Below are 13,051 nucleotides of genomic sequence, written 5' to 3' on the forward strand. Positions count from 1 at the left end.
CCCGGTCGGGCAAAATGGTCGGGTGACGCACAGTATCGCTGACGACTGGGTAGCCCGCTTCGCCGATGAGGTCATCGCGCACGCCGAGGACCGCGCGCCGGGGAAGCCCATCGTCTGCGCGTCCGGCCTGAGCCCGTCCGGCCCGATCCACCTCGGCAACCTGCGTGAGGTGATGACCCCGCACCTGGTCGCCGACGAGATCCGCCGCCGCGGCCTCGACGTCGAGCACATCATCTCCTGGGACGACTACGACCGCTTCCGCAAGGTGCCGGCCGGCGTCGAGGGCGTCGACGAGTCGTGGAACGAGCACATCGGCCGGCCGCTGAGCGCCGTGCCCGCCCCGCCCGGCAGCCCCTACGACAGCTGGGGCGAGCACTTCAAGGCGGCGATGGCGGCCTCGCTGGACGAGCTCGGGGTGCAGTACCGCGGCATCAGCCAGACCGCGATGTACCGCTCGGGGGCCTACCTCGAGCAGATCCTGCTCGCGATGCGCGAACGGCAGCACATCGACGCGGTCCTCGCGAAGTACCGCACCAAGATCGCCCCCGCGGAGAACGACGAGGACGGCGAGGGCGCGACCGGCTACTACCCGTACCGCCCGTACTGCTCGGTCTGCAACCGCGACACCACCACCGTCACCGCCTACGACGACGAGACCACCGAGCTGACCTACACCTGCTCCTACGGTCACGGCGCGACGATCCTGCTCCGCGACGACCACAGCGGCAAGCTGGTGTGGAAGGTCGACTGGCCGATGCGCTGGGCCTACGAGGGCGTGCACTTCGAGCCCTCGGGCGTCGACCACTCCTCCCCCGGCTCGTCGTACGTCGTCGGCACCCAGCTCATCGCCGAGGTCTTCGCGGCCAAGGCGCCGGTCGGCCCGATGTACGCCTTCGTCGGCATCGCCGGGCAGGCCAAGATGAGCAGCTCCAAGGGTGGCGTGCCGACCCCGGCCGACGCGCTGGAGATCATGGAGGCGCCGCTGCTGCGCTGGCTGTACAGCCGCCGCCGCCCCAACCAGTCGTTCAAGATCGCGTTCGACGACGAGATCCAGCGCCTCTACGACGAGTGGGACACGCTCGGCCGCAAGGTCGGCGAGGGCACCGCGGCGCCGGCCGACGTCGCCGCCTACCACCGCGCGGTCGGCACCGCCGCCGGGCCGCTCGCGGTGACGCCGCGGCCGCTGCCGTACCGCATGCTCGCCTCCGTCGCCGACATCACCGTCGGCGACCCGGCCCAGATGCTGCGGATCCTGACCGACATCGACCCGGCCGACCCGATCGACTCGCTCGACCTGGTCCGGCCGCGGCTGGACTGCGCGGTGCGCTGGGTCACCACCTACGTCGCCGACGAGCAGCGCACCCACGTGCGCGCCGAGCCCGACACGGAGCTGCTGGCCTCCCTCGACGACGAGCGGCGCGCCGCGCTCGCCCTGCTGGCCGGGCGCCTCGACGAGCAGTGGTCCCTCGAGGGGCTGACCAGCCTGGTGTACGGCGTGCCGAAGATCCGCCTCGGCCTGCCCCTGGACACGAAGCCGACCCCGGAGCTCAAGGTGGCCCAGCGGGAGTTCTTCTCGCTGCTGTACCGCCTGCTGGTCTCCCGCGAGTCGGGCCCCCGGCTGCCCACGCTGCTGCTGTCACTCGGCGCGGCCCGGGTGCGCACCCTGGTCGGCGCGTAGCACCGCCTCGGCCACGACGAGGTCCTGCCACGCCATCCCGGAGCCCTTGAACAGGACCCGGGTGGCGCCGGCCGGGGCCGATCCGATCGGGACGAGGTCGTCCGCGGTGAGCCCCGCGAGGACGACGTCGCCGCACTCGCGCAGCGCGGTGGCGACGTCCTCGACGATCACGGTGGCGCTGCGGCACAGGGCCGTGTCCACCTCCCGGGCGTCCGGCTCGTGGGAGCCGACCGCGATCACCACCACGTCGTCGCGCAGCCGCGCGGAGTCGAACAGTGGCTCGCGCGCGGTCGTGGCGCAGACGACCACGTCCGCCGCCGCGATCGACGCGGGGACACCTGTCGCGCGCGTCGCGATGTCCACTGCGGACAGTTCGGCCACGGCGGCCAGGGTCCGGCGGTGGCCGAGCCCCTGCGGCCCGGCGCCGAAGATGACGACGTGCAGCGGCCGCGCGGGCAGGAACGGCCGCACCGCCGCGACCGACACCGCGGGCGTGCGCAGGGTCGTCAGCGCGGCGCCGTCGAACAGCGCCGCCGGGCGCAGCGTCGCGCCGTCGAAGAGGACGTACACCGCGTTGACCCGCGGCCGCCCGCGGTCCGCGACGGTGGCCACCTTCACGCCGGCGTGGGTGCCCGACACGGCCGGCATGAGCAGCAGCTCGCCCGCCGGCACCTTCATCGAGGTCCGGGGCACGCCCGCCGATGGGTCCAGGCCGCCGGCGAGGGCCCGCTCGACCGCCGCGACGGCCCGCTCCGGCGGCAGCAGGCGCTCGATGGCGGCCGCGTCGTAGTACGGCAGCGTCATCGCGGCGCCACCCGGGGGTTGACGGACATCACAGCGTCACCACAGGCCACAGGGAGGATCGTAGATCTCATGACCGGGGTCATGGATCGTCCCGCGGTACTGCTCGTGGCCGTGTCCCGGCCGTGGTTCTGGCCGGTGTCGTGGGTGCCCGCCTACATGGGCACCGTGCTCGCCTCCCACGCCTGGCTGCCGGCGGCGGCCGACCGGCCCCGGTCGCTGCTCGCGCTGCTGGTGCTCGGCCCGCTGATCTGGTTCGCGGTGCTGGCCCAGAACGACCTGCACGACCTGCCGAGCGACCGGGCCAACCCGCGCAAGGCGTCGGCGCCGCTCGTGACCGGCCGGCTCTCGGCGCGAAGCCTGCGCCGGTGGTACCGCCTGATCGCCGCCGCGAGCCTGGTGACCGCCTGGTTCGTGGGGCCGCTGTTCGTGCTCGGGGTCGCCGGCGTGCTCGCGCTCGGGTGGGCGTACAGCGTGCCGCCGCTGCGCCTGAAGACCCGGCCGGGCTGGGACGTCGCGGTCAACGCCCTGGTCGTCGGCGTGGTCTCGCCGGCCGCGGGCTGGGCGATCACCCGCCCGCCGTGGGACTTCCCGTGGCCGTTCGGCCTGCTCGGCCTGCTCTTCGCCGCGGCGCTGTACATCCCGACGACGGTGACGGACCTGGCCGCGGACGCGAGCGCCGGCTACACGACCTTCGCGGTCCGCTTCGGCCGCCGCCCGGTCTTCGGGGTGGGGCTGCTGCTCTGGGTCGCGGCCCTGGCCTTCTCGCTGGTGCTGGCGGCCTTCGACGTCCTGGTGCCGCGCACCACCCTGGGTCCCCAGCTGCTCATGGCCCCGGTCCTGGCTGCCGCCTACGGGCTGCTGACGTGGCGCCCGTCGATCTTCCGCCTGGCGCTGCTGTCGGTGCTGTTCGGGGTACCGACGCTGGGGTTTGCTCTGGCTTACACCGGCCCGGCGGGCACTATCCTCCCGTGACGGATCCCCTCGTTCGCGGCCCGCTGGCCGGCCTCGGCCGCTGGCCGTATTGAAGCTGCTCACTCTAGCGACGCGTATTCGCATTCGCCATAGACGATGTTGACAGAGTTTCTTTGGATGATCCGCCGGGTGGATCGGCGCGGACGGAACCTTACGCTACGCTCATGATGCGCTACACGGTGGAGGAGCTGGCGGCCAAGGTCGGCATGTCGCCGCGCAACGTCCGCGCCCACCAGACGCGCAACCTTCTCGGCCCGCCGACCCGCCGCGGGCGCACGGCGTACTACGACGACGGCCACGTGCGCCGGCTCGAGGCCATCAAGGCGTTGCAGCGGCAGGGGTACAACCTCGTCGCCATCGAGGCCATCCTCGGCGTGCGTGCACCTTTCGCGTCCGGCGAGGCGCTCCAGTCGCTGCTGCAGCACCTCGGGCGCGAGCAGCCGGCCCTCGTGCACGCCCTGGCCGGCCACGGGGTCCTCGTCCACGGCGAGGACGGCAGCATGCAGATGGCGCCCCGGCTCCTGCGCTCGGTGGTCGGCCTGCACCGGGCCGGCGTGCATCCGGTCCCGTCGCTGCACATCCTCTCCGAGGCCCTGGACCGATTACGCGGCGTCGCGGCGGAGCTGGTGCGCTCCACCGCGACCTCGACCTCGGCCTCGAGCGACCCCGACGGCGCCGCCGACGCCCTGGTCCATCTGCTCACCGAGGCCTTCCGCGTGGCCCTGGAGAACGTCGAGGCGTGATTTGCCCGATCGCGGCGGTGACGTACGGTATTGCGGTGAACGAGCGTCGCGATCTGTTGTCGAAGGCCGAGAAGCGCGCGGCGGCCGGCGCCGCCCGGGCGCGCGCCGCCCAGGCCGCCCGCCGCCGCCGGATGCTGCTCGTCGCGGGCGCAGCGGTGGCCGCCCTGGCCGTGGTCGCCGCCCTGGTCGTCGTGCTGGTCCGCTCGTACAGCCCGGCGACGGCGCCGATCTCCGCCCCCGCCACCGCGACGCCGTTCCCGCCCCTGCCGCCCGGCGCCGACCCCGCCCTGGCAACGAAACCCCAGGCCAAGGGCGGCGGCGGCACGCTGACGAGCCTCGTGAAGACGACCCTCATCGAGGGCAAGGGCCCGGTAACGGCCGCGGGCCAGACGATCACCGTGAACTACGTGGGCGTCACCTACGCCGACGGCAAGGAGTTCGACTCGTCCTGGAGCCGCTCGGAGGCGTTCAGCTTCACCCTCGGCGGCGGCAACGTGATCAAGGGCTGGGACCAGGGCCTCGTGGGCTTCAAGGTCGGCTCCCGCGTCCAGCTGGACATTCCGCCCGCCCTGGCCTACGGCGACAACCCGACCAACGGCGCCCCGAAGGGCGCCCTGCGCTTCGTCGTGGACGTCCTGGGCGCACAGTAGCCGCACGACCAGCGGGAGGTCCGTGCGCCAAGTCCGATCGTGACCGTGCGAGTCGGGGGCCGCTCTTGCAGGCGCTTCGCTTTTTGCTTTCGACTATTTCCAGCAGTCCGGCTTCCCGGCCGCTCGGTCACACTGAGGGCATGACGCTGACGACTCGGCTGCTCACGCCCGAGACCTGGGACGACTTCGCCGCGCTCGTCGAGTCCAACAACGGCGTGTGGGGCGGCTGCTGGTGCATGGGCTTCCACCCCGAGGGTGTCGGCGGCGGGCACACCCCGGAGGGGAACCGGGAGGCGAAGCTCCGGCACGTGACGCGCGGAACGGTGCACCAGGTGCTCGTCTACGACGGCGACGACTGCGTGGGCTGGTGCCAGTTCGGCCCGCCGCCGGAGATCCCCGGCATCAAGAACCGGCGCGCCTACGAGCAGGGAGCCGCCGATCCGCCGGACTGGCGGATCGGCTGCATCTTCACCAACGCCAAGGACCGCGGCCGGGGCGTCGCCGCCGTTGCGGTCGCGGCGGCACTCGACGAGATCCGGCGCGCCGGTGGCGGGGTCGTCGAGGCCTACCCGGAGCAGGTCGAGGAGCGGCCGCCGCAGCGGGGCGCCTACCTGCACACCGGGCCGGAGACGCTCTACGCGCGGCACGGCTTCACGAGGGTACGCAAGATCGCGAAGTGGCGCTGGGTCATGCGCACCAGAGTCTGACCCCGATGAGACCGTTTCATCCCTTCGGGTGAGCGCCAGTGCGACACCGGCGGGGAACGCTTTGCGAATGGGAGGTGTTTTCCGTCCACGCTCCGATTCTGAGCCGGAGGAGCGATGAACACGCCGCACAGCGAGCCAATGCCTCTGGATGAGCTCAAACTTGTCGTGCTGGCCGAGCTGGTGATTGCCGGCCGGCCGGAGCGGACCGTCGGCGTGCCGCTGGAAGAGCTGTTGTTCGACCGGGTGGACGCCGACCGCTACGAGCTCTGCCTTCACGGTCTCCTCGATGCGGTCGTCGCACTTGAGCGAAGGTAGCCGGGCGTGACCAGCGGCGAATGAGGGTGTCTACAGCCGCGGGTCGACCGGTTCGGATTCGAGGGCGAGCACGGCGAACACCGGCTCGTGGATCCGCCAGAGGGGCTCGCCGCGGGCGACGCGTTCGAGCGCTTCGAGGCCGAGGGCGTACTCGCGCAGCGCCAGGGACCGTTTGCGGCCGAGGTTGCGCTGGCGCAGGCGGTCGAGGTTGGCGGGCTCGGTGTAGTCGGGGCCGTAGATGATGCGCAGGTACTCGCGGCCGCGCACCTTGATGCCTGGCTGCGCGAGTCCGCGGGGCGTCCGGTGGAGGTTGGCGTACGGCTTGACGACCATGCCCTCGCCGCCGCTGCCGGTGAGCTCCTCCCACCACCTGATGCCCGCGGCGGTCGAGTCCGGGTCGGTGGTGTCGACGACGAGACGGCGGGTGGTGCGGATCAGGTCCGGCGCGGCGGCGGCGAGGCGGTCGGCGAGCGCGAGGTGCCAGCCGTGGTCACGGTCGTGATAGGTGGCGCCTTCGCCGGCGAGAACCTGGAACGGCGCCAGCTGTACGCCGCCGAGGCCGTCGGTCGGCCAGCAGTAGCGCCGGTAGGCGTCGGTGAAGGCGTCGGCGTTGGCCGCGCGGGCCTCGGTGCGCTGCAGCAACGCGGTGACGTCCAGGCCCGAGGCCTCGGCGGCCCGCAGCGCCCGGACGGCGGCCGGCATGGTCGCGCGGGCGGCGGCGCCGACGGCGGCGTACTGGTTGCGCAGCAACTCCTCGGCCTTGGCCGACCAGGGCAGCAGCTCGCAGTCCAGCAGCAGCCATCCGGTGCCCAGCTCGTCCCACAGCCCGGCCGCGGTGACCGCCGCGCGCAGGCGGGTGAGGAGCCGGCCGGTGAGGTCCGGGTCGAAGAACGGCCGGCCGGTGCGGGTGTACAGGGCGCCGCCGGTCCCGGCGTCCGCGCCGAACCGGGCCCGGGCCACCCCGGGGTCGCGGCAGACGAGGACGACCGCGCGGGAGCCCATGTGCTTCTCTTCGCAGATCACCTCGGCGACGCCGGCGCCGTGATAGGCGGCGAAGGCCTCGGCCGGGTGTTCGAGCAGGTCCGGCCGCGGGGAGGTGGCGCACGGGGCCATGGTCGGCGGCAGGTACAGCAGCCACCGCGGGTCGAGGGCGAACCGGCTCATCACCTCCAGCGCTCCGGCGGCGTTCGCCTCGCCGACGGTGACCCGACCGTGGTGGCGGGTCTCGACGACCCGTTTGCCGAGCACGTCGGTGATGTCGAGCACGCCGGGGTCACGCCGGGCGATCTGGCCGCCGGGCGCCGCCGGCGACGGCCCGGTGGTTGGGAACGGCTTGACCGGGGCGTACCAGACCCGCTGGGCGGGTACCGAGACGATCTCTTTTTCGGGGTAGCGCAGCGCGGTGAGCCGGCCGCCGAAGACGCAGCCGGTGTCCAGGCACATGGTGTTGTTGACCCACTCCGGCTCCGGGGTGGGGGTGTGTCCATACAGGACCATCGCCGCGCCGCGGTAGTCGTTCGCCCACGGGTAGCGCACCGGCAGGCCGAACTCGTCGGTCTCGCCGGTGGTGTCGCCGTAGAGGGCGAAGCCGCGCACCCGGGCCGACGCGCGGCCGTGGTAGGCCTCCTTCAGCCCGGCGTGGGCGACGACGAGCCGGCCGGCGTCGAGGACCAGGTGCGAGACCAGGTCGCGGCAGAACACCTCGACCTGCCGGCCGAACTCCCCGGTCTCCCCGGCGAGCTGGGCGAGGGTCTCGGCCAGGCCGTGGGTGGCCTCGACCTTGCGGCCGGACAGCGCCCGGACCAGCTTGTTCTCGTGATTTCCGGGTACCGCCAGGGCGTGCCCGGCGCCGACCATGCCCATCGCCAGGCGCAGTACCCCGGGCGAGTCGGGGCCCCGGTCCACGAGGTCACCGACGAACACCACCTTGCGCCCGTCGGGATGCGCGGCGTCCACCGCCCGGCCGTCACCGTCGCGGACGATCCCGTAGCCGAGCCGGTCGATGAGCGTCTCCAGCTCCTCGCGGCAGCCGTGGACGTCGCCGACGACGTCGAACGGGCCGCTCTCGTGCCGGTAGTCGTTGAGCAGCCGTTCCCGCACGATGCGGGCGGCGTCGACGTCGGCGACGCTGCGCAGCACGTGGACCTTGCGGAACCCTTCCCGGGCCAGGCTGCGCAGCGAGCGGCGGAGCTGGTCGCTCTGGCGGCGCACCACGTGACTGCCGAACGCACGGTCGGGGCGGGCCGCGTTGCGGTCGAGGCACACCTTCTCGGGCAGGTCGAGGACGATCGCGACGGGCAGCACGTCGTGGGCCCGCGCGAGCTCGACGAGCTTCCTGCGGGCCTCGGGCTGCACGTTCGTCGCGTCGACCACGGTGAGGCGGCCGGCGGCCAGGCGCTTGCCGGCGATGTAGTACAGGACGTCGAAGGCGTCCGCGGTGGCCGACTGGTCGTTCTCGTCGCCGCTGACCAGGCCCCGGCAGACGTCGCTGGAGATGACCTCGTACGGGCCGAAGTGCTCGCGGGCGAAGGTCGACTTTCCGGAGCCGGACGCGCCGACGAGCGCGACCAGGCACAGCTGCGGAATCGCCAGCTCCTGATCCTCGGTCACGGGGTGTCCTCCGCCGGTGCGGTGTGGGTGAACAGCGCCATCTGGGTCGGCGGGCCGGCCTCCGGGTCGTCGGGCCCGACCGGCAGGTACCGCACGCGGTAGCCGTGTCCGGCCGCGACGCCGTCGGCCCAGGCGCGGAACTCAGCCCGGGTCCACTCGAACCGATGGTCGCGGTGGCGCATCGACCCGGCGGCAAGACCCGGAAAGCGGATGTTGTACTCCACGTTCGGCGTCGTCACCACCACCGTCGACGGGCGGGCATGACCGAACACGGTGCGCTCCAACGCCGGAAGGCGGGGCGGGTCGACGTGCTCGACGACCTCCATCAGCACCGCCGCGTCGAACCCGGCGATCCGCTCGTCGCGGTACGTCAGCGACGACTGCAGCAACCGCACCCGCTCGCGCTGATGGTCGGACATCCGCTCCAGCCGGAGCCGGCGGGTCGCGATCTCCAGGGCGCGGTGTGACACGTCCACCCCGAGGATCTCGCCGAACGCCGGATCCGCGAGCAGCAACCGGATCAGCGCACCCTCCCCGCAGCCGAGGTCGACGATGCGGGACGCCCCCGCCGCACGCAGCGCGGCCACGACGGCGGCCATCCGCTGCTCGACCAGGGGCGGCCGCGGCGGCACCTCGGCCGCCTCGTCGTCGGGCACCGCGTTGTCCAGCGCCTCCGGTTCAGCGTCGTCGACCTCGGCGAGCCGGCCGACCGCCGTGGCCACCAGCGCCCGTCGGTGGGACAGGTACCGGCGGGTGATCAGTTCCCGGTCCGGATGGGACCGCAGCCAGCCCTCGCCGGCCCGGACCAGCTTGTCGACCTCGTCGGGGCTGACCCAGTAGTGCTTGGCGTCGTCCAGCACGGGCAGCAGGACGTACAGGTGGTTCAGGGCGTCCGCCAGCCGCAGTTCGCCGGTCAGCCGCAGCTCGACGTAGCGGGAGTCCCCCCACCGCGGCACCTGCGGGTCGAGCGGCAGCGGGCCGGCCTGCACCGACCGCCGAGCGGGGCGAACAGCCGCGCCGCGACATCGGCCCCGCCCCGGCACGGCAGCGCCGGAACGTGGATCTCCAGCGGCAGGCGCCGCCCGGGCAGTTCCGGCCGGGCGTCGCAACGGCCGGCCATGGCGCTGCGGAACACCCGGGACAGGGCGACCGCGAGCATCGACGACGCCGCGTACGGCCGGTCGTTGACGTACTGCGCCAGCGAGAACGCCTCCGGCCCGGCCGGCCGCCGGCCCCGGACCAGACCCACCGCGTCGACCTCGACGAACAGGGCCGCGGTACACCGGCCCTCGGTCGCCTCCGGGTAGAACACGTGCGCCCGGCCCACCGGCACGTCGAAGTCCTGCACCTTGCCCGGATGCTTGTGCAGCAGGAACCCGAGATCGGTGGCCGGCGGGGCGGTCGAGGTGATCGTCAGCAGCACGGCCCAATGATGCCCGCGGGCGCCGTCCGGGCGCCCCGAATTTCGCAGCCCGCAACGGGCCGACCTATAGTCGCGCGGTGAGTGTCGAGCGGGTCCAGCAGGCGTACACGTCCGTGGCCGAGCTGTACATCGAGCTCTTCGGGACCGCCGGCAAGGTACACCCGGACGACCTCGCGCTCGTCGCGCGGCATCTCGGGAACCGGCCGGGCCCGGTGCTCGACCTCGGCTGCGGCCCCGGCCACCTCACCGACTACCTGCGCGGCCTGGGCACCGACGCGACGGGCGTCGACGTGGTGCCCGAGTTCATCGCCCACGCCCGGGCGACCCACCCGACCGGCACCTACCGGCTCGGCTCGATGGACGACCTCGCGATCGCCGAGCACTCCCTGGCCGGCATCCTCGCCTGGTACTCCCTGATCCACCGGCCGCCCCGGGAGTTCGACGCCGTGCTCGCCGGTTTCCGCCGGGCCATGGCCCCGGGCGGCTCGCTCGTGCTCGGGTTCTTCGTGGGTGACGAGGTGGACGCATTCGAGCACAAGGTGGTGACCGCGTACCGCTGGCCGCCCGACGAAGTGGCCGCGCGCCTGGCGCTAGCGGGCTTCACCGAGGTCGAGCGCGTGCTGCGGCTCGACGACGAGGCCCACCGGCCGCACGCGGCGATCGCCGCCGTCGCCCGGTGACACCGGCGTGACGCCGCGGTGAAAGCGGGCGCCCCGACCGTTGGCGCATGCGAATCTCCTGGCACAAGCCGCTGCTGGTCAGCGCGGCAATCATGTTTCTGCTCGCCGCCGTCGCGCTCGGCGGCCTCGTCCTGGACCACCGGACGCTGCTCGGGGCGCCGCTGTGGCTCAAACCCGGCAAGTTCGGGATCGCGTTCGGGGCCTACGCGCTGACGCTCGCCTGGCTGCTGTCCAGGCTGGAGAAGGCGAAGCGGCTCGGGTGGTGGGCCGGGACGGTGTTCGCGGTATGCGGCGTGCTCGACGTCGCGGTCATCGCCTACGCCGCCGCCAGCGGCACGTTCAGCCACTTCAACACGAGCTCCGACCCCGTCAACCGGCTCGTGCAGTCGGTCTTCGAGTTCGCGGTGCCGCCGATCCTCGTGGCCATCCGGGCGGCTTCGGTCGGGTACACCGGAATCTTCGTGCTCTCGTTCTGGCAGGCGTGGCGCGGCCAGTCGGTGCTCCACCCGGACGCGCGGACGCTGATCGGCCTCGCGGCGGTCGCGGCGGTGACGGGCCTACTGCTGGGCCTGCAGCAGGTCCGCCAGGTCCGCCAGCGTCGCGATGCGGATGTCGGCGTCGAGGCCGCGCAGCGCGGCGACCGTGCAGCCGGCCGCCTGGCCCGCGTCGATGCCGGGCTGTGAGTCCTCGACGACCAGGCAGTCGCCCGGCTCGACGCCGAGCCGGGCCGCCGCGGCCAGGTACGGGTCGGGGTGCGGCTTGCCGCGTGGCGTCTCCTCGACGGTGACGAGCATCGGGGGCGCGATCCCGGCCGCGCCCAGGCGCGCGCGGGCCAGCCGGCGGTCGGCGCTGGTGACCACGGCCCAGGGCAGCTCCAGCTCCTTGAGCGCCACCAGCAGCCGGGCCGTGCCGGGCGTGGGCACGACGTCGTCGAGGTCGGTGTACTGCAGCTCCAGCTGCCGCGCGGCCGCGCGTTCGACGCCCTCGTCGGACAGGTCGGGGCGCACCGCGCGGATCGTGGTCGGCGCCGGGTTGCCGTGCATGCGGGGCCGCAGCTCGGCGACGGGCACGCCCGACTCGCCGGCCCACGTGACCCACGCCCGTTCGACGGCCGCGTCGGAGTCGACGAGGGTGCCGTCCATGTCCAGCAGTACCGCCGCAAAACGCCGCATGCCGTCCTCCAAATAAACTCGTACAGCGAGTATATTCGAGAAATGCCCGGCGCCCTAGACCTCCTGCGCTACGCGCACGCGCACCCCGGCGTGACCCGCGCCGAGGCGGCGGCCCGGCTCGGCCTGGGCAGCGGCGCGGCCACCGAGATCATGGGGCGGCTCCGCGCGGCCCGGCTGCTCGGCGAGGTCGCCGCCCCGAGCGCCGGCCGGGGCCGGCCCACCACCGTGCTCGTACCGCACCCGGAGGGCCCGCTCGTCGCCGTCGTCGAGCTCACGCACGCGACCTGGCGGGTCACCACCGCGGCCATCGGCGGCGAGCTGGCCCCCGCGCCGGCGCACCGCCGCACCGGCGACCCGGCGACCGTGCTGCGCGAGATCACGGACGCGCTGCGGGCCCGGACCGACGACCGGCTCGTCGCCGTCGGGGTCTGCGTCCCCGCCACCGTGCGCGGCGCGACCGTCGTACAGGCCGCGACCCTCAACTGGCGCGACGTCGACCTGTCCGGGCTCGGGCTCGGGCGGCCGCTGACCGTCGGCAACGACGCCGCCCTCGCCGGGGTCGCCGAGGCGCTGCGCGGCGCCGCCCGCGGCCATGCGGTCGCCCTGCACCTGACCGTCGAGGTCGGTGTCGGCGGCGTGGTCCTCATCGACGGCGCCCCGGCGCCGGGCGCCGCCGAGTTCGGCCACGTGCCCTTCGGCGACCCGGCGCTGCACTGCCCGTGCGGGGCGACCGGCTGCTGGGACGTGACAGTCGACGGGCGGGCGATGGCCCGCGCGCTCGGCCGGCCCGCCCCCGCCGACCCCCGGGCCTTCGCGGGCGAGGTGCTGACCGCCGCCCGGTCCGGCGACGCCGCCGCGCGCGCCGCCGTCGAGCGGGCCGCCGCCGCGCTCGGCCGGGGCGTCGGCGCGCTGCTCAACGCGCTGGACCCGGCCGTGGTGACCCTGGGCGGGCTGGGCGTGGACCTGCTGGAGTCGGCCGGGGACGTCTTCTCGGCGGCGGTACGGCGAGCCGCGATGGCCTGGCGCCGTGACGCGCTCCCGCCGATCGTCCCGGCCGCGCTGGGCTCCGCGGGCCCGGCGATCGGCGCCGCCGAGTCGGCCTTCGCGGGGCGGCTCGAGGAGCTGCTCACACGTCGGTGAGGTGCCGGTAGGGCTTGCCGACCTGGGCCCGGGCGTACGCGATCGCCGTCGCCGTCTTGCGGGCCCGGACCGCGGCCGCGTCGTCGTGCAGGCGAGCCCCACATGGAGGCAACATAACCAACAAACCTCTCGTACGTTGCAAATCGGGCATCTCGGC

12 protein-coding genes and 1 pseudogene are annotated in these 13,051 nt (G+C 73.7%); 8 read left to right on the forward strand and 5 right to left on the reverse strand.

Annotated elements, in window-relative coordinates:
- Positions 1-22 precede the first annotated feature (22 nt).
- Positions 23-1,678 (forward strand): lysine--tRNA ligase, encoded by a 1,656-nt coding sequence (gene lysS / locus AB0B76_RS11300; RefSeq protein ID WP_360373138.1) that lies wholly within the window; start codon positions 23-25, stop codon positions 1,676-1,678.
- Here the strand turns inward: lysS and AB0B76_RS11305 are convergent.
- Positions 1,637-2,482 carry an ornithine cyclodeaminase family protein gene (locus tag AB0B76_RS11305; RefSeq protein WP_360373141.1) on the reverse strand — a complete coding sequence of 282 codons (846 nt, stop codon included), beginning with the start codon at positions 2,480-2,482 and terminating at the stop codon, positions 1,637-1,639. The genes lysS and AB0B76_RS11305 overlap by 42 nt on opposite strands.
- 69 nt (positions 2,483-2,551) lie before the next feature.
- On the opposite strand from AB0B76_RS11305, the gene AB0B76_RS11310 reads away from it, so the two are divergent.
- The 5 genes from AB0B76_RS11310 to AB0B76_RS11330 all read left to right on the forward strand — a co-directional run bounded on the left by AB0B76_RS11310 (position 2,552) and on the right by AB0B76_RS11330 (position 5,869).
- Positions 2,552-3,454 carry a UbiA prenyltransferase family protein gene (locus AB0B76_RS11310; RefSeq protein ID WP_360373144.1) on the forward strand — a complete coding sequence of 301 codons (903 nt, stop codon included), beginning with the start codon at positions 2,552-2,554 and terminating at the stop codon, positions 3,452-3,454.
- 164 nt (positions 3,455-3,618) lie between these two features.
- Positions 3,619-4,197 (forward strand): MerR family transcriptional regulator, encoded by a 579-nt coding sequence (locus AB0B76_RS11315; protein WP_360373147.1) that lies wholly within the window; start codon positions 3,619-3,621, stop codon positions 4,195-4,197.
- Between the two features lie 35 nt (positions 4,198-4,232).
- Positions 4,233-4,847, forward strand: a complete 615-nt coding sequence (locus tag AB0B76_RS11320) for an FKBP-type peptidyl-prolyl cis-trans isomerase (protein ID WP_360373149.1) — start codon at positions 4,233-4,235, stop codon at positions 4,845-4,847.
- A gap of 140 nt (positions 4,848-4,987) precedes the next feature.
- Positions 4,988-5,554: a GNAT family N-acetyltransferase gene (locus AB0B76_RS11325; protein WP_360373152.1), complete on the forward strand. Its 567-nt coding sequence runs from the start codon at positions 4,988-4,990 to the stop codon at positions 5,552-5,554.
- 114 nt (positions 5,555-5,668) lie between these two features.
- Complete coding sequence (locus AB0B76_RS11330; RefSeq protein ID WP_360373155.1) at positions 5,669-5,869, forward strand: hypothetical protein; 201 nt, start codon at positions 5,669-5,671, stop codon at positions 5,867-5,869.
- A 30-nt stretch (positions 5,870-5,899) separates the two neighbouring features.
- Here the strand turns inward: AB0B76_RS11330 and AB0B76_RS11335 are convergent, their stop codons facing one another.
- Together AB0B76_RS11335 and AB0B76_RS11340 are read right to left on the reverse strand one after the other, a co-directional pair.
- A complete protein-coding gene (locus AB0B76_RS11335; RefSeq protein WP_360373157.1) occupies positions 5,900-8,479 on the reverse strand; it encodes a polynucleotide kinase-phosphatase in 2,580 nt (859 codons plus the stop codon).
- Positions 8,476-9,902 (reverse strand): annotated as a pseudogene (locus AB0B76_RS11340) (3' terminal RNA ribose 2'-O-methyltransferase Hen1). The gene AB0B76_RS11335 and the pseudogene AB0B76_RS11340 overlap by 4 nt, the downstream one beginning before the upstream one ends.
- 77 nt (positions 9,903-9,979) lie before the next feature.
- Between AB0B76_RS11340 and AB0B76_RS11345 the strand changes: the two are divergent.
- A complete protein-coding gene (locus AB0B76_RS11345) occupies positions 9,980-10,582 on the forward strand; it encodes a class I SAM-dependent methyltransferase (RefSeq protein ID WP_360373160.1) in 603 nt (200 codons plus the stop codon).
- A gap of 557 nt (positions 10,583-11,139) precedes the next feature.
- Here AB0B76_RS11345 and AB0B76_RS11350 read toward each other — a convergent pair.
- Entirely contained in the window at positions 11,140-11,754 is a 615-nt protein-coding gene (locus tag AB0B76_RS11350; protein ID WP_360373163.1) for an HAD-IA family hydrolase, read from the reverse strand.
- Between the two features lie 42 nt (positions 11,755-11,796).
- On the opposite strand from AB0B76_RS11350, the gene AB0B76_RS11355 reads away from it, so the two are divergent.
- Positions 11,797-12,894: an ROK family transcriptional regulator gene (locus tag AB0B76_RS11355; protein ID WP_360373166.1), complete on the forward strand. Its 1,098-nt coding sequence runs from the start codon at positions 11,797-11,799 to the stop codon at positions 12,892-12,894.
- Here AB0B76_RS11355 and AB0B76_RS11360 read toward each other — a convergent pair.
- Positions 12,881-13,009 carry a hypothetical protein gene (locus AB0B76_RS11360; protein WP_360373169.1) on the reverse strand — a complete coding sequence of 43 codons (129 nt, stop codon included), beginning with the start codon at positions 13,007-13,009 and terminating at the stop codon, positions 12,881-12,883. The two genes, AB0B76_RS11355 and AB0B76_RS11360, sit on opposite strands and share 14 nt — an antisense overlap.
- Positions 13,010-13,051 lie beyond the last annotated feature (42 nt).

Source organism: Dactylosporangium sp. NPDC049140 (genome assembly GCF_040648435.1).